The 16033-nt window shown below is 47.7% G+C and carries 13 protein-coding genes; all 13 read left to right on the top strand.

Annotation, left to right across the window (positions count from 1 at the left end):
* Nucleotides 1-96 precede the first annotated feature (96 nt).
* Nucleotides 97-2538 carry a primosomal protein N' gene (gene priA / locus FZ040_RS07025; RefSeq protein WP_149171357.1) on the top strand — a complete coding sequence of 814 codons (2442 nt, stop codon included), beginning with the start codon at nt 97-99 and terminating at the stop codon, nt 2536-2538.
* 105 nt (nt 2539-2643) lie between these two features.
* Nucleotides 2644-2934, top strand: coding sequence for an Asp-tRNA(Asn)/Glu-tRNA(Gln) amidotransferase subunit GatC (gene gatC, locus FZ040_RS07020; protein ID WP_149171356.1), 291 nt, complete (start codon nt 2644-2646; stop codon nt 2932-2934).
* 18 nt (nt 2935-2952) lie between these two features.
* The gene (gatA, locus tag FZ040_RS07015) at nt 2953-4422 is read left to right on the top strand and encodes an Asp-tRNA(Asn)/Glu-tRNA(Gln) amidotransferase subunit GatA (RefSeq protein WP_149171355.1); all 1470 of its coding nucleotides are present in this window, start codon (nt 2953-2955) and stop codon (nt 4420-4422) included.
* A complete protein-coding gene (gatB, locus tag FZ040_RS07010) occupies nt 4422-5864 on the top strand; it encodes an Asp-tRNA(Asn)/Glu-tRNA(Gln) amidotransferase subunit GatB (RefSeq protein ID WP_149171354.1) in 1443 nt (480 codons plus the stop codon). The genes gatA and gatB overlap by 1 nt, the downstream gene beginning before the upstream one ends.
* A 62-nt stretch (nt 5865-5926) precedes the next feature.
* Entirely contained in the window at nt 5927-6334 is a 408-nt protein-coding gene (locus tag FZ040_RS07005; RefSeq protein ID WP_149171353.1) for a PaaI family thioesterase, read from the top strand.
* Nucleotides 6335-6354: 20 nt separating this feature from the next.
* Nucleotides 6355-7014, top strand: a complete 660-nt coding sequence (locus FZ040_RS07000; protein WP_149171352.1) for an HAD family hydrolase — start codon at nt 6355-6357, stop codon at nt 7012-7014.
* 15 nt (nt 7015-7029) lie between these two features.
* Complete coding sequence (locus tag FZ040_RS06995; protein ID WP_149171351.1) at nt 7030-7944, top strand: restriction endonuclease; 915 nt, start codon at nt 7030-7032, stop codon at nt 7942-7944.
* A 9-nt stretch (nt 7945-7953) separates the two neighbouring features.
* Nucleotides 7954-9336, top strand: coding sequence for a 23S rRNA (uracil(1939)-C(5))-methyltransferase RlmD (gene rlmD, locus FZ040_RS06990; RefSeq protein WP_149171350.1), 1383 nt, complete (start codon nt 7954-7956; stop codon nt 9334-9336).
* 158 nt (nt 9337-9494) lie between these two features.
* Nucleotides 9495-9872, top strand: coding sequence for a helix-turn-helix domain-containing protein (locus tag FZ040_RS06985; RefSeq protein WP_149171349.1), 378 nt, complete (start codon nt 9495-9497; stop codon nt 9870-9872).
* Complete coding sequence (locus FZ040_RS06980) at nt 9872-10693, top strand: ImmA/IrrE family metallo-endopeptidase (RefSeq protein ID WP_149171348.1); 822 nt, start codon at nt 9872-9874, stop codon at nt 10691-10693. Before FZ040_RS06985 ends, FZ040_RS06980 begins: the two co-directional genes overlap by 1 nt.
* Nucleotides 10694-10702: 9 nt before the next feature.
* Nucleotides 10703-11515 (top strand): hypothetical protein, encoded by an 813-nt coding sequence (locus FZ040_RS06975; RefSeq protein WP_149171347.1) that lies wholly within the window; start codon nt 10703-10705, stop codon nt 11513-11515.
* Between the two features lie 242 nt (nt 11516-11757).
* Complete coding sequence (gene cas1f / locus FZ040_RS06970) at nt 11758-12747, top strand: type I-F CRISPR-associated endonuclease Cas1f (RefSeq protein WP_149171346.1); 990 nt, start codon at nt 11758-11760, stop codon at nt 12745-12747.
* Nucleotides 12719-15979 carry a type I-F CRISPR-associated helicase Cas3f gene (gene cas3f / locus FZ040_RS06965; RefSeq protein WP_187620272.1) on the top strand — a complete coding sequence of 1087 codons (3261 nt, stop codon included), beginning with the start codon at nt 12719-12721 and terminating at the stop codon, nt 15977-15979. The genes cas1f and cas3f overlap by 29 nt, the downstream gene beginning before the upstream one ends.
* Nucleotides 15980-16033: the final 54 nt, after the last annotated feature.

The raw sequence follows: 16033 nt of genomic DNA, 5'->3' as shown, positions 1-16033 counted from the left end.
TTGGAGGATTTTGCCTTTGGCAAAATCCTCCAATTAGCGTTATAATAAAAGTCTATCGTTAAAAGGACGAAAACTGCTTATTGGATGGTGCGGAAAATGCTGACGGCAAGTGTATTTGTGAATATTCCGGTAAAAAGCATAGCAAAGGCATATACTTACAGCGTGCCAGCTGAACTCTCTTTTTTGGAGACCGGCTGGCGCGTTTTTGTGCCGTTTGGCGGGCGCAAAGTCGAGGGCTTTGTCTTAGCCGTAGGAGAAAAAAGTGAGGCAGAACTTGACGGGATTAAGCTAAAATCCATCCAGGCCGCAGTCGATGAGGAAAGCTGGTTTACGCCGGCGATGATAAAGGCAGCCCGCTGGCTCGCGGATTTCTATCTTTGCTCGCTGGCGGAGATGATGCGCCTGTTTATGCCGGGCAAGAGCGGGCTGAAAATCTCGGTATTATATGAAGCTGTGGCAGAAGAAAGGGAACACCTTTTGCTGCAGATGCCGATGTATCGCGCTGTCTATCAGTATCTGCAGGCCGAGGGGCCGCAGGGAAGAAGTGCGATAGCCAGGGCACTGCCGGAGCTGAAAGAAGAATTGCCAGCGATTTTGGACAAGCTCACGCAGTATAAGGTACTGCGCAAGGATTATGCGGCGCAAAAACGCGACAATGCCCGCTACGAAAAGCTCGTCGTTTTGACTTGTCAATTGACCGGTCAAATCCGGGACGACTACAAGCGAAAAAAGGCGCAGCTGCATCTGTTGGAATTATTGGCGAAGGCGCCTGCGCAGACCATGACGATGGCAGCTCTCAAGGCAGCCAAGGTAACGCCGGCAACAGTCAAGAATCTGACCGAAGCGGGACTTGCCGAAATCCGCCAGCGCCGCGTGCTGCGCGACAGCTATGGCGATGTGCAGGCAGAAAGGCGGCAAGTTGAACTCACCGACGAGCAGTCGGCGGCAGTCCGGGCGATGGAACCGGCGCTTGCTGGGCATAACTACCAGGGATTTCTGCTCAAGGGTGTAACGGGCAGTGGCAAGACGCAGGTCTACATCGAAATGGCCGAGCGCGTGCGCAAGCTCGGGCGGCAGGTTATCGTGCTTGTGCCGGAAATCGCGTTGACCGGTCAGGTCGTCATGGCGTTTAAAGCGTATTTCCCTGCTGACATTGTCGTCATGCACAGCCGCTTGTCACTCTCCGAGCGCAACGATGCCATCCTGCGCGTGCGCCGCGGCGGTGCGGGCATCATCATCGGCGCGCGCTCGGCGCTCTTTACGCCGGCTGAGGACATCGGCCTCATCATCATGGATGAGGAACAGGATATGTCGTATAAGCAGGACGAGTCGCCGCGGTATCATGCGCGCGTAGTAGCCGAGGAACTTGCGCATATCCATCAGGCCGTGCTGCTGCTCGGCAGTGCGACGCCGTCGCTTGAATCTTATTATCGGGCGCGCAAGGGCGAGTTTACCCTGCTGACGATGACGAAACGCATTGGCGATTTGCCACTGCCGCTCGTAAAATGCGTTGACATGCGGCAGGAACTCCGGCTGGGCAACCGCCACATCATGTCGCGTCCCTTGCAGCAGCTCATTGAGCAGACCATTGCGAAAAAGCAGCAGCTCATCATCATGCTCAATCGCCGCGGTTTTTCGACCTTTGTCATGTGCCGTTCGTGTGGCGAGGTAATAAAATGCAAGCTCTGCGGTTTGCCGCTCGTCTATCATCAAGGACAAGGCGGCAGGCCGGGAAAGCTTGCCTGCCATCACTGCGATGTGGCCGAGCCGATTCCCGATACCTGCCCGAAATGCGGCAGCCGTTATATCAAATACTTTGGTTCGGGAACGGAAAAGCTCGAGCAGGAACTCCATCAGATTGTGCCCTCGGCACGCGTCATCCGCATGGACCGCGATACGACCAACACGAAGTTTGCGCATCAGGAAATCCTTGCGAAATTCCGGCGGCGGGAGTACGACATCCTGCTTGGCACGCAGATGGTCGCCAAAGGGCATGACATCCCCAATGTCACGGCCGTCGGCATCATCAGCGCTGATTCGAGCCTTAACCTGCCGGACTTCCGCGCAGCCGAGCGCTGCTTTATGCTGATTACCCAGACGGCGGGCCGCGCCGGCCGGCACACGGAACAGGGCCGCGTCGTAATCCAGACCTATAATCCCAGCCATTATGCCGTTACCTGCGGTATTGACCAGGATTACGAGGGCTTTGCCGAACAGGAACTCATGATGCGGCGTCAGCTCTTTTATCCGCCGTACAGCCGGCTTGTCAAGCTGTTATACCAGAATGAGGACGAGCAGGCTGCCCGTGATGGGGCGGCACAGCTTATCGCCGCTTTCGCGCAGCATTTCCGCGGCGATAAACGGCAGCAGGTCATCGGTCCATCACCAGCAGTCATTGCGCGCCTGCGCGGCGTCTACCGCTTTGTGGTGCTCATAAAGACCGCAGACCTTTCAAGCGTGCAATCGTTCCTGCGGGAGCAGGGGCTGCATCTGCGCACCGATGTCGCCATCGACATTGATCCGATTACCATGCTTTAACCAGGAGACGGTGGGGAGTATTCTGCTCTTTTTCCGTCTCTTTTTTTGTGCTATAATGAAACGGTATGTTTTTATTTAGCAATAACATCTATGGATGGTGAGAAAATGAAAGTTACCAAAGAAGATTTGCAGAACGTGGCTGTACTTTCCCGCCTCGCGATTGCCGAGGACCAGGAGGAAAAGTATTTAGGCCAGCTCGATAAGATCCTGACGTATATGGACAATCTGTCGGCACTTGATACGACTGACGTCAAGCCGACGACCTACGCCCTGCCGATGCAGAACGTATTCCGTGAGGACGTGGTAAAAGAGTCTTTGGGCCGCGAGGCTGCTCTTGCCAATGCGCCGCTCAAGGAAGACGGCTATTTCAAAGTACCGAAGGTACTCGAGGACTAAGCAGGGGGAGGAACAAACGTGAGATTATATGAGAAACCGGCGCATGTCCTCCATGACATGCTCGTCAATAAAGAGGTTACGGCCGTAGCACTGACCGAAGATGTGTTGAAGCGCATCGATGAAGTCGAGGGCGATGTCAAGGCATACCTGACCATTACGCGCGATGAGGCGCTGGCACAGGCTAAAGCTGTCGACGAAAAGATTGCCAAGGGCGAAACGATTTCCTTCCTCGAAGGTATCCCAGGCGCCATCAAGGACAACATCTGCACCAAGGGCATCAAGACGACTTGTGCGTCGAAAATCCTCGAGAACTTCGTGCCGCCTTATGATGCCACGGCAATGACGAAAATCAAGGCGCAGAATCCGGTCATCCTCGGCAAGGTCAACATGGATGAGTTCGCTATGGGCGGCTCGACTGAAAACTCCGCTTATCATCCGACCTGCAATCCGTGGAACACGGACTGCGTACCGGGAGGTTCCTCGGGCGGCAGTGCGGCATCCGTTGCCGCTGGTACGTCCATCTGGGCCCTGGGCTCCGATACGGGCGGGTCAATCCGCCAGCCGGCATCGTTCTGCGGTGTCGTCGGCCTCAAACCGACCTATGGCCGCGTTTCCCGCTATGGCCTTGTCGCCTATGCATCGTCGCTTGACCAGATTGGACCTGTGACGCGCGACGTAACGGACTGCGCAAATATCCTCAACATCATCTGCGGCCACGATGAGATGGACTCGACCTCGAGCGAGGCCGAGGTTCCCGATTTTACCAAGGCCCTCGTGGAGGACGTCAAAGGCCTGAAAATCGGTCTGCCGAAAGAGTATTTTGTCGATGGCATGGACCCGGAAGTCGAAAAGACGGTCCGCGCCGCTATTGAGAAGTACAAAGAGCTCGGTGCTGAAATCGTCGACATCTCCCTGCCGCATACGAAATATGCGATTTCGGCTTACTATCTGATTGCTCCGGCTGAGGCAGCTACGAACCTCCAGCGCTATGATGGCGTAAGCTATGGTGAGCGTGTTGAAAGTGACGACCTCGTCGGCATGATGACGAAGACCCGTACGGAAAAATTCGGCGAAGAGGTTAAACGCCGTATCGTCATCGGCAACTATGCACTGTCGGCTGGTTATTACGATGCTTACTACCTCAAGGCTATGAAGGTCCGCACGCTCGTCCAGCAGGACTACACGGAAGCTTTCAAGAAAGTCGATGTCATCATGGCACCGACGGCACCGACGCCGGCCTTCAAGATTGGCGAGATGATTTCTGACCCGCTGCAGATGTACCTGCAGGATGCCTGCACGGTTCCTTTGAACCTCGCTGGCCTGCCGGGGATGTCGATTCCGTGCGGCTACAGTGCATCCGGCATGCCAATCGGCCTGCAGATCATCGGCAAGGCACTCGATGAGGAAACCATCATCCGTGCTGCCTATACGTATGAGCAGAGCCAGAACTACCACAACGAGATGGCAAAGCTGGGAGGTAACAACTGATGAAATACGAAGCCGTAATCGGTCTTGAAATACACTGCGAACTGAAAACCAAAACGAAAATCTTCTGCGGCTGTGCCACGACGTTTGGCGCTGACCAGAATACGCATGTCTGCCCGGTCTGCCTTGGCATGCCAGGCGTACTGCCGACGATCAACAAGCGCGTCGTCGAGTTCGGCATCAAAGCCGGCCTGGCTACGAACTGCGAAATCAACAAATACAGCAAGTTCGACCGCAAGAACTACTACTATCCGGACCTGCCGAAAAACTGGCAGACGTCCCAGTACGACTTGCCGATTGCTGAGCACGGCTGGGTTGACATTGATGTCGAGGGCAAGAAAAAACGCATCCGCCTCACGCGTATCCACATGGAGGAGGATGCCGGCAAGCTCGTTCACTCGGGCACGACCATCAAGGACTCTGCTTCCTCGAATGTCGACTACAACCGCACGGGCGTGCCGCTTCTCGAAATCGTATCCGAACCGGATATGAGCTCGGCTGAAGAAGCCCGCGCTTACATGGAAAAAATCAAATCCATCATGGAGTACATCGATGTTTCCAACTGCCGCATGGAGGAAGGCAACCTGCGTGCCGATATCAACGTTTCCCTGCGTCCGGTCGGTTCCAAAGAGCTTGGCACCCGCACGGAGATGAAGAACATCAACTCCTTCAAGAACCTCGAAGACGCCATCAACTACGAGATTGAGCGTCAGGAAGAGGTCCTCGAGGATGGCGGCCATATCGTACAGGAAACCCGTACGTTTGACCCAGCTCGCGGCATCACGCTTTCCATGCGCAGCAAGGAAAATGCCCATGACTACCGCTACATGCCGGAGCCGGATTTGCCGCCAATCGTCACGAGCGAGGAGACCATCGAGAAATACCGCAGCGAACTGCCGGAGCTTCCGGATGCCCGCCGCGCGCGTCTCGAGCAGGAATATGGCCTGTCCGAATACGACGCTGGCATCATCACGAGCTCCCGCGCCATGGCTGAGTACTTCGATGCCGTCATCGCTGACGGTGCTGACCCGAAACTGGCTGCCAACTGGATTATGGGCGACCTGTCCAAGGAACTCAATGCCGAGGGCATTGACATCAGCAAGTCTCCGGTTGACGCCAAACGCCTGGGCGAGATGATTCAGCTCATCATGAAGGATACGATTTCCGGTAAGATTGCGAAAAAAGTCTTTAAGGAAATGCTGACGAACCCGGACAGCCCGGAAAAAATCGTCAAGGACAAGGGCCTCGTACAGATTACCGATACGAAGGCTATCGAGGGCATTGTCGATGAAGTCATCGCCAATAACCAGAAAGCTGTTGACGACTACAAGGGCGGCAACAAGAAAGCCATCGGCGCGCTCGTCGGTCAGGTCATGAAGGCCTCGAAGGGTAAAGCCAACCCGCAGATGGTCAACAAACTGCTGGCCGAAAAGCTCAACGGATAATTTGTTAAGAATAACAGCCTTCCCTGCGGGGAAGGCGTATTCTATTTTAGAAAGGATAAACCATGCCTAGTTCAAAAGAAAAATTACCAGGGGAATCCTATTGCTTTGCCTGCGGCCCGGAAAATCCCATCGGACTGCATCTGGACTTCCGTTTTGATGCGGAAAAGTACGTGGCCGAAAAGACTCTGCCCCACGAATACCAGAGCTATGAAGGTGTCGTACATGGCGGCATCATCACGACGATGCTCGATGAGGCCATGGGCGGCTATCTTTATTCGAGTGGTGAACGGGCCGTGACGGCGCGCCTTGATGTGCGCTACCGCAAGACGACGCCGGTCGGGGAAAAGCTCATCATCACGGGCTGGGAAGAAGGCCGGCGCGGCCACTTCGTCAATATGAAGGCAACGATTGCGCTGGCCGATGGCACCGTCACGGCCGAAGGTTCGGCCAAGATGGCATTGGTTGATTGATAGCAAAACGAGGCGATAATATGCAGTATAAAGCAGCAATATTTGATTTGGATGGCACGCTGATTGATTCACTGGCGGATTTGGCCGACAGCGCCAACGAAATGCTCGCCGGCTACGGGTTCCCACTCCATACCATCGACGAATACCGTTATTTTGTCGGCAATGGTTCCCGCAAGCTCATCGAGCGCTGCCTGCCTGAGGACAAGGCCAAGGATAAAGCCTTTGTTGATGAGGCACTGGCAAGGTATAAGGCCTGCTATGACAAGAACCTTGTCCATAAGACGAAATGCTATGCGGGCATCGATGAAATGCTTACGGCTTTGCAGGAAAAAAACATTCCGCTCGGAATCTGTACCAATAAGCATCAGTCGGCGGCCGATGAAGTCTGCCAGAAACTTTTGGCCAAGCATTCCTTCGTGGAAATCATCGGCGACCGTCCGGGCCTGCCGCGCAAGCCGGATCCGAAAAAGGTGCTCGCGATTGCGGCGAAGATGGGCGTAAAACCGGAGGAAGTGGCTTACTTTGGCGATACGAGCGTCGATATGGAAACGGCCCGCAACGCAGGCTTTTTGCCTGTCGGCGTAACCTGGGGGTTCCGCCCCGAGGAAGAGCTTGTTGCCACTGGAGCTAAAGTATTACTTCACAGTCCAATGGATTTGTTTCGTGAGTTAGAATTTTAACTGGGGGATATTTTCATGACAATGCCAAAACATTGGGAATTGCATCGACCGATTCTAGAGCATATCCAAGATGATGGGGAATATACAACTAAGGATATTAGAGTGTTTGTCATAAATCATTTTTCATTAACGGAGTCTGAAGCAACAGAAATGCTCCCCAGTGGTAGACAAGCTCGTTTAGTGAATCGTATACTTTGGGCTAAACAGTATTTGAAAAAAGCTGGTTTAATCGAAAAGAGTAGAAACTATTTTAAGATAACAGCTTTGGGCAAAGAGGCCATAAAAGACGGTCCCCAAATACTGGACAATGATTATCTTATGAAATACGATTCATTTAAAGCATTTGTAAATGGAAGCAATGATAAAGATAAGCACAGGGAAAAAACGGATAATGAATTTAGTAGTACAGACAATCCAGATGACACATTTGAGCAGGCATTTCAGGAAATAAATGATAGTTTAGCTGAGACAATTCTAGAAGAGGTAATGAAAATTTCCCCTGTAAAGTTTGAGCAAATGGTTATAGATTTATTGTCCAAAATGGGATATGGTGCTTTTGAAAATGCTGGAAAAGTAACAAATGTTAGTAATGATGAGGGCATTGATGGAATAATCCGAGAAGATAAATTAGGCTTTAGTCTTATTTATGTACAGGCAAAGCGATGGGAAGTAAACAAGGTAGTAGGAAGGCCAGAAATCCAAGCTTTTGTTGGAGCTATTTCGGGTAAGGATGGTCGTGGGCTATTTGTGACTACGGCTAGATTTTCAAAACAGGCTATTGACTTTGCCAACCAGAGACACATTATATTGATTGATGGTATGCGTTTAGCAAAACTGATGATTGAACATAATTTTGGTGTAACCACAAAACAAGTCTTTGAAATAAAGGCTTTGGATACCGATTTGTTTAATGAATATCAAGACGAGTAAGGAGTCGTAATGAGAAAACAAGTTCCCGTCGAAAAAGGAAAATCATACGAGATTGAAATCAAGACACTGGGTACAAGTGGTGAGGGCGTTGGCCGTTATCAGGACTTTACGGTCTTTGTACCCTACGCCTTACCTGGGGAGAAGGTCATGGCGGTTATCGACGAAGTCAAAAAGACTTATGCCAAGGGCCATGTGAAGGAAATCCTCACCAAGAGTGCCGACCGCGTGGAGCCCGTCTGCGGAATCTACGACAAATGCGGCGGCTGCCAGCTGCAGCATCTTGACTATATGGCGCAGCTCAAGGCCAAACGCCAGCAGGTCATCGACGCTGTTACGCGCATCGGCAAACAGCCGGACCTTTTCGTCGAGCCGACCATTGGCGCCGCAACGCCGTGGAACTACCGCAACAAGATGCAGTTCCCGATTGGCCGCGAGAAGGGCAAGACCATCATCGGCTGCTTTGCACAGGGCAGCCATGAAATCATCGACACCCGCGACTGCCATATCCAGAAGGAAGGCAATAACGACGTCGTCAATGCCGTGCGTGAAATCGTCGCCAAACTCAACATTCCTGTTTATAACGAAGATAAGCATACGGGCGTCCTGCGCCATGTCGTTGGCCGTGTTGGCAAAAATGGCGACATCATGGTCGTCATCGTAACGGCTGTGAAGAATATGCCGCGCGAAAAAGAATTCGTCAAGATGCTGCGCGCCAAACTGCCGAAGGTCGTAAGTGTCCATCAGAACATCCAGACCTATCATAACAACGTCATCATGGGGCGCGACACGAAACTCCTCTGGGGCCGTCCCACCATCCAGGATGGCATCGGCCGCCTGAACTTCCATATCTCGCCGCGTTCCTTCTTCCAGGTCAACACCGCCCAGGCGGAAGTGCTCTACAACAAGGCCTTGGAATTTGCCAACTTGACCGGTCAGGAGACGGTCATTGACGCCTACTGCGGCACGGGAACGATAACCTTGTTCCTCGCCCAGAAGGCCAGAAGCGTCATCGGTATCGAAATCGTCAAACCGGCCATCCTCGATGCGCAGAAAAATGCCCGGGACAACAACGTGCGCAATGCCGAATTCATCGTCGGCGATGCGACGCAGGTCATGCCAAGACTTTACAAACAGGGCGTACGGGCTGACGTTGTAGTCGTAGACCCGCCGCGCGCCGGCTGCACGCCAACCGTGCTGGAGACCTTTGCCAACATGAAACCAGACCGCATCGTCTACGTCTCCTGCAACCCCGCCAGCCTCGCCCGCGACATCGCCCTCCTCGACGAACTCGGCTACAAAGCCATAAAAGTCCAGCCCGTAGACATGTTCCCCTGCACTTCGCATGTTGAAAGTGTTTGCCTGCTGACGCGGAAAGAGAAGACGGCGGAATGAGAAACATTGGAATGCGTCTACTATATGAGTGAGTAACTATAATAGTTACTTTTATTATTACATGCAGATGTTAAGTAAAGATAATGTTGATTGTTATACCTCCCCATTGTATAATATAGATAGAAAAGAGTAATCCTTATAAAAGGGAGGTAATAACAATGGTTGATATGAATGCAATGATTGCAAGTAACATACTCGCACTCCTAAAAAGTCAAAATAAAAAACAGACCAATCTTGCCGATGCACTGAAAACAAATAAGCAGACGGTAAACAAGATGCTTAATGGTACACGTATGATTAGCGCCGTTGAGCTGAAGGCCATTGCAGATTATCTTGGTGTAAGGATGGAGGAGCTTACCAAAATATCAAAAGCACATTCTGAAACAAATGCTGTTCATGTATTTATGGGAAAGGTTCAATCTGAACAAGCGAAGCAGGCGTTGCGAATTGCTGATGAGCTTTCAGATATGATTCTGTTCCATAAGAGAGTCCGTGAAAATGGCAATGACATGATGGTCGCCTGGGAGGACGATTGATGGGAAATGTTTTTGAGGAAAGCTTATTCAGCAAGCAATACAAAAAGTTTGAGGAAATAAATTTTTTGGCTAAAGCTTTTTCTGCAAGTTATTGTGGAAGTTCTATTGTTCGTGATTCTATATTCGGAATTGTATCGAATTATGCAAGAAAAAGGGAATTATCCTTGGAAATACTTAGGTATCCGTTTAAAGATGATGAGCTTTGGGCGTTTACGTTTGTAAAAAAAGGCACAGTATTTCTATGCGTTAATTCTGGACTTGCTATATGCAAACAAATTTTTGCAGTAGCTCATGAGTTATATCATATACACTGTTATGCAGAAGATATCGATCCTAATACGATTACATGTGGCTCATTATTAGACTCAAAAATTACCGATGACTTAGCTGTATCAAGGGAAGATCTTGAAGCCAATGCATTTGCAGGGTTAATACTGATGCCGGACAGTATGCTGGATGAGCAGCTTAAAATTTTTGGCATAGTGGGAGAGCGGATTTCTGTAGATGATGTTCTAACTTTGATGGATTTGTTTGCACTGCCATATAAAGCGGTAGTATTACGATTGGCAGAAAATCGAAATATCGCACTTGAGAAAATAAAGGATTTGCTCATGGTAGATGCTGATTTTGTGTCTGAACGGATCATGCTTACCGGAAAGGCACTTAGATGGCAGCAGGACAGCAGGGCACTTTCATATTTTGGTAGTTTGCTTGATGATATGGAGCACAACAGTGAAAATGATTTGCTGACTGATAGCCGAGAGAAGTCAGATAGACAGTATTTGGAGAGAATCAGAAAGTACTGTCGTAGGGACAGTTAAGGTGAGCGTATGACAAAAGAAAAATATGCTCTTTTGGATACTGATTTCATTTCCAAGACACATCGGATTCGAAAAGATAATCAGAATAAAATGATTGATCGGATAATGGAGATGCCTGGATATCGTTTTTATTGCCATGAACAGATAAGGATTGAACTGCTCAGACATAATAGTGGCAATTCTCCTGAGTGGTTAGAAGCTAAGATTTCCGATGGATATGTTCGTTGTATGTCTGATGAGGAAATCATAGCGGAACTACATAAAATTTATTCAGATTCTGCTGAAGCAATGTATGCAAGTATGCTAAAAAATGGATGTGAAGCATATAAGAGTGGTTATTTTGAAGAGAATTTTATACGTTTGAAAGCATTGGATTATCTGTCGATATCCCAAGAATCATTTCTTCAGGAACTAAAAGCGGATTGCGATGGAATTGGTGAAGGGAAGAATCTTGGAGAGCTTAAGAGCTATGTACTTCTTCAAGTATTGAGTATACGATTGGGCAAACAAATTTATGTTTTTTGTTCTGATGATAAAAACGCTAGAGCCGGGATAGTTAGTCTCGGTAGTGCCAGATGTATTAGTGTACTATCTGCATTTATGCGACTATACCAAGATGGTGTTCTCTTGAGAGCGGATGCGGAGCCTTATATTCAGGCATATCTAAGTGAATGCAAGAAACATAATCAGCTTACTTTTAGAGTCCATGATGCATCTAAACAGATGCAAATGTGCAAGGTTCCATGTGAACAGGTAATTGAGGAAATGTATGCTGGTAAGTTGGAATTGTTGCAGAATGGAAATCTGAGATATAAACAGTAAATAATATAGATGATTAAAGGATCATGTGAAGAGCATGATCCTTTTCGTATGCATAACAATACGGAGAAATGAGGGAGTATGGAATCAAAGTATAGAAATTGATGCTTTTAGTGTAGAGGAAAATGTAAAATAGACGTATAATGAATGAGAGAAGCAATGTTAAGAATAATGTAAATATACTTCAAAGATAATAGTCTTCCTAAAGCAATTAGGAAGGATTACAATCAAAAGGGGAGTTAACGATGGAAGGTTTGACACCTACAGAGTTGAAGGCGATATTATTTTCAAAACGAGCAAATGTTTTTTATCTGGAAAAGTGCCGCGTTATGCAGAAGGATGGGCGGGTTCTGTATTTAAAAGAAGGGAAGAAAGCTAATCAATATTGGAATATTCCTATTGCCAATACGACCGTAATTCTATTGGGGACAGGAACATCGATAACTCAGGCGGCAGTGAGAATGTTGTCCAGCGCAGGTGTTTTAATTGGCTTCTGTGGTGGAGGTGCTACTCCGTTGCTGGCAGGGACGGAAATAGAATGGATGAATCCGCAGAGTGAATATCGACCTACCCAATATGTGCAGGGATGGTTATCGTTTTGGTTTGACGAGAATAAGAGATTGTTGGCAGCAAAAAAATTTCAAAAAAGGCGCTGTGATTTTTTTGAACGAGTATGGACTAAAGATCATGATTTGCACGATGAAGGTTTTTATGTTGATGATAGAGAGATAGAAGGAGCTTTGCAAGGTTTTCGCCAATCTATTGATAATGTGGTGAGTGTAAATGAATTGTTGTCTGCAGAGGCAAGTTTTGCTAAGCGACTATATAAATATTCAGCTCAGCATGCGGATTACGGTGAATTTACACGAGATGTAAATGCTTTAGATACGGCTAATATTTTCCTGAATCACGGAAATTATTTAGCCTATGGTATGGCTGCGTCAGCGTTATGGGTCCTGGGGATTCCACACGGCTTTGCAGTGATGCATGGTAAAACACGGCGAGGGGCTTTAGTTTTTGATGTGGCTGATTTGATAAAGGATGCTATCATTTTGCCAGGGGCCTTCATTTGTGCTCGGAATAATATGGAGAATCAAGAGTTTCGTGATTATTGTTTGCAGAAATTTACAGAACACAAGGCGTTGGAAGTTATGTATGATACAGTAAAGCAGCAAAGTCAGCAATGGCAAAAGGGAGATGGTCTGGATGATGGTTATATTTACCAGCCAGAGTGACAAAAAAGCATTGAAGACAACACGATGGATTTTAGATGCTTTCGCCAATCGCATCGGCAATGATACTTGGCAAACTGTTATCACCGAGGATGGCCTTCGTATGGTGTACAATCTTCTTAGGCGACATGCGACGAAGAGCTTGTCTGTATCCTGCCGCTGGATTCGTTCTCGTACACGCAGTCAGCTGTTATGGATTGTGGGGGATAAAACGCGTTTTAATGAGGAAGGTTATGTCCCTGTAAATAGTACGAAAAAAGATGAAATGCACAATGCATGGGAAAATAATTGGCAGTACTTGCCGGCGATAAAGGCTTTGACAGCAGTGGCAGCGTTGTTGCATGATTGGGGGAAGGCAAATGATGCCTTTCAGAAGTTATTGCAGGGGAAGAAAGGACAAGAGCTATATCGGCATGAATGGTTGAGCTGCAAATTACTGGAAGGACTGGTATGTCTATCGGATAATCCATTGGATGATGATTGGCTGCAATGGATGCAAATGGAAAACATCACCGAGAAGAAGCTGATAAAATGGGTAATTGAAAATGCGGACAAGAAGTTTTCAACTATGCCACCGTTGGCTACGTTGCTTTGTTGGCTGATTCTTTCTCATCATCGATTACCGAAGTTAGATGGTGAGGATTGCAAACGATATAAATGTACGGAGGTAGCAGAGATTTCCCAATTGTTGTCGCAAATCACCGCAGATTGGGGGTATATAAAAGGAGAAACGTCTGCTATTAAATTTTCCAATGGCTTGGTAATTTCAACAGCATGGCAAAAAAAGTTGAAGAAATGGTGCGGGCGTCTGCAAGAACAAAAGGATATCTTGCATGATCTTTATACGAAAAATAATGTCCGTTTGTTGCTCATATATGCAAGAGTAAGCTTGATGTTGGCAGATTATACGGTTTCATCCAGAGATAAAGATAATAGTTGGCAGGAAAAAAGTCTTCTTTATGCCAATACGCAAAAACAGCAGGTAAAACAGTATTTGGATGAACATTTAGTGCGCGTAGCTGAGCAGGCAGCGTCTATTGCTCATCGGCTGCCAAAGTTTGCGGAGGGGATGAGCAGGGCAGAAAATATTGCTAAATTGCGTAAAAAAAGTCCATCAGACTATGCTTGGCAGGATAAAGCTGTTAGCAAGATTCGGGATGTTCAGCAGCAACAGGTAAAAATAGAGCGGCAACAGGGGGGATGGTTTGTTATCAATATGGCAGGTACAGGCTGTGGCAAGACTTTTGCTAATGCTAAAATCATGCAGGCAATTTCACCGGATGGTAGTTCTCTGCGCTACAGTTTGTTGCTCGGTTTGCGTAGCTTGACGTTGCAAACAGGAAAGGAATATCGGGCTAGGATAGGTATGGACGCCGGTGAAATGGCTGTTTTGGTTGGTTCGGCTGCAGTAAAGGATTTATATACAGAATCAGAATCTTGGGATGATAACAGTGATACTGCACGTATGAATGAATTACTGCCGGGGGATGTATATGCTGATTTTCCGCAGGAAGATAAATTCTTGCAGGTGTTATTTGCATCATCTCGTACAGGTGTAGGAAAAAATCGTGATTTGCTGTATGCTCCTGTTCTAGTAGCCACGATTGATCATCTAATGCCAGCAGTGGAAAGCGTTCGTGGTGGGAGGCATATTTTGCCATTGCTCCGTATGATGTCAGCAGATATTGTCATTGATGAAATCGATGATTTTGCTGGAGCTGATTTGGTCGCTATTGCGCGATTGGTTCATACGGCAGGTTTGTTGGGGAAAAACGTAATTTTATCGTCTGCGACTATACCTCCGGATTTAGCAGAAGGACTTTTTTCTGCTTATGCCAGTGGCAGAACTGAATATACACGATTTTTTGGTTGTCATAATGAACTTCATTGTGTATGGGTGGATGAATTTCAGACCAAAATTCATAGTGTTGTTGACGCTGAACAAGATAAAATATTGTCAGCTTATCGGCAGTGGCATAAAGACTTTTCCTTGCGACATAAGGATAAGCTGAATTTACAGCCGGTTAAGCGACATGGATGGATTGTAAATTGCAAGCAGTTGCTGGACTTATCGGAAGGGAAGCAACGTCTGTCAGGATATTTTCAAGGTATGCAAGATGCTATATTGCAGTTACATGCATGCTATGCAGTCAAAGATAAAAGGACAGGAAAAAATGTTTCCCTGGGTGTTGTTCGCTTAGCGCATATAAGTTACTGCGTTTGGGCGGCAAAGTATCTGTTGAAATCTAACTGGCCGGATGATTGTGCGCCACGCATCATGGTGTATCATAGCCGACAGACGGCGTTATTGCGTAGTATTCAGGAAAAATATCTTGATAAGATTTTGAAGCGCAAGAATCAAGATACGTTAGAGGTTGATTTTACAGATACGGTTTTACGACGGCATATTGACGGAACAGATGCACAAAATGTCATCTTTATTTTGGTGGCAACGCCTGTTGAGGAAGTGGGGCGTGATCATGATTTTGACTGGGCGGTTATTGAACCCTCATCATATCGTTCAATTATTCAGTTGGCGGGACGCATTCGTCGTCATCGGCATGCTATAGATAGAGCTGATTGGGGAAATATCGCCATTATGCAGTATAACATTGAGGCGCTGACTACAGGGAAACAAATAGTATTTGCCAAGCCTGGATTTGAATGCAGGCAGTATTTGCTTTCCAGCCATGATATGAATTGTTTGGTAAATACGCAGCAACTGGCTAATGGAATCAATGCAGTACCAAGGATTGTACGGCCGGAACAGCTTTATCCCCATGATAAGCTGGTTCATCTAGAACATCAGGTCTTGAACGATTTTCGGGACTTGACGCTGCATGGTGCAGGTTACATCCATGGTTGGCAAGAGGAAGCATGGTGGTTGACAGCTCTGCCGCAGCAATTCAATAAATTTCGTGAAGGAAAGCAGGAGATTGAGCTTTGTTTGCAGGATAAAGAAGGAGATGGACTGGCTTTTTATGAGCAAGATTCGCAAACAAAGGAATGGGTAAAGCGTGAAGCTGCTTATGGTATTGTACATGAACAAGTGGAGGTGGGGGAACGTTTTTGGCTAAAACGAAATTATCAGCAAGCATTAGCAGATTATTCAGCAAGCAAGGAGGGGCGGATGGCCGATGTTCGTATTGGAGTATTGACAATTCCTGGACATTCAGATTGGCGATATGCGGATCAATTTGGTATGTACGGAGCAGTTGATGATGTGATAAGATAGAAAGGAAGTAGTTATCCGTCGAATAGATGGCTTAGAAATTTATATATTTAATTA

The sequence above is a fragment of the Pseudoselenomonas ruminis genome, from assembly GCF_008271295.1.
Classification (GTDB): domain Bacteria; phylum Bacillota; class Negativicutes; order Selenomonadales; family Selenomonadaceae; genus Selenomonas_A; species Selenomonas_A ruminis.
Note: the sequence above shows the minus strand (reverse complement) of the source record. Positions and strands in the feature narration are given on the sequence as shown.

What these genes read in the sequence shown, in the direction of transcription:
- priA (WP_149171357.1), top strand. Translation starts at nt 97, where the DNA reads ATGCTGACGGCAAGTGTATTTGTGAATATTCCGGTAAAAAGCATAGCA.
- gatC (WP_149171356.1), top strand. Translation starts at nt 2,644, where the DNA reads ATGAAAGTTACCAAAGAAGATTTGCAGAACGTGGCTGTACTTTCCCGC.
- gatB (WP_149171354.1), top strand. Translation starts at nt 4,422, where the DNA reads ATGAAATACGAAGCCGTAATCGGTCTTGAAATACACTGCGAACTGAAA.
- FZ040_RS07005 (WP_149171353.1), top strand. Translation starts at nt 5,927, where the DNA reads ATGCCTAGTTCAAAAGAAAAATTACCAGGGGAATCCTATTGCTTTGCC.
- FZ040_RS07000 (WP_149171352.1), top strand. Translation starts at nt 6,355, where the DNA reads ATGCAGTATAAAGCAGCAATATTTGATTTGGATGGCACGCTGATTGAT.
- FZ040_RS06995 (WP_149171351.1), top strand. Translation starts at nt 7,030, where the DNA reads ATGACAATGCCAAAACATTGGGAATTGCATCGACCGATTCTAGAGCAT.
- rlmD (WP_149171350.1), top strand. Translation starts at nt 7,954, where the DNA reads ATGAGAAAACAAGTTCCCGTCGAAAAAGGAAAATCATACGAGATTGAA.
- FZ040_RS06985 (WP_149171349.1), top strand. Translation starts at nt 9,495, where the DNA reads ATGGTTGATATGAATGCAATGATTGCAAGTAACATACTCGCACTCCTA.
- FZ040_RS06980 (WP_149171348.1), top strand. Translation starts at nt 9,872, where the DNA reads ATGGGAAATGTTTTTGAGGAAAGCTTATTCAGCAAGCAATACAAAAAG.
- FZ040_RS06975 (WP_149171347.1), top strand. Translation starts at nt 10,703, where the DNA reads ATGACAAAAGAAAAATATGCTCTTTTGGATACTGATTTCATTTCCAAG.
- cas1f (WP_149171346.1), top strand. Translation starts at nt 11,758, where the DNA reads ATGGAAGGTTTGACACCTACAGAGTTGAAGGCGATATTATTTTCAAAA.
- cas3f (WP_187620272.1), top strand. Translation starts at nt 12,719, where the DNA reads ATGATGGTTATATTTACCAGCCAGAGTGACAAAAAAGCATTGAAGACA.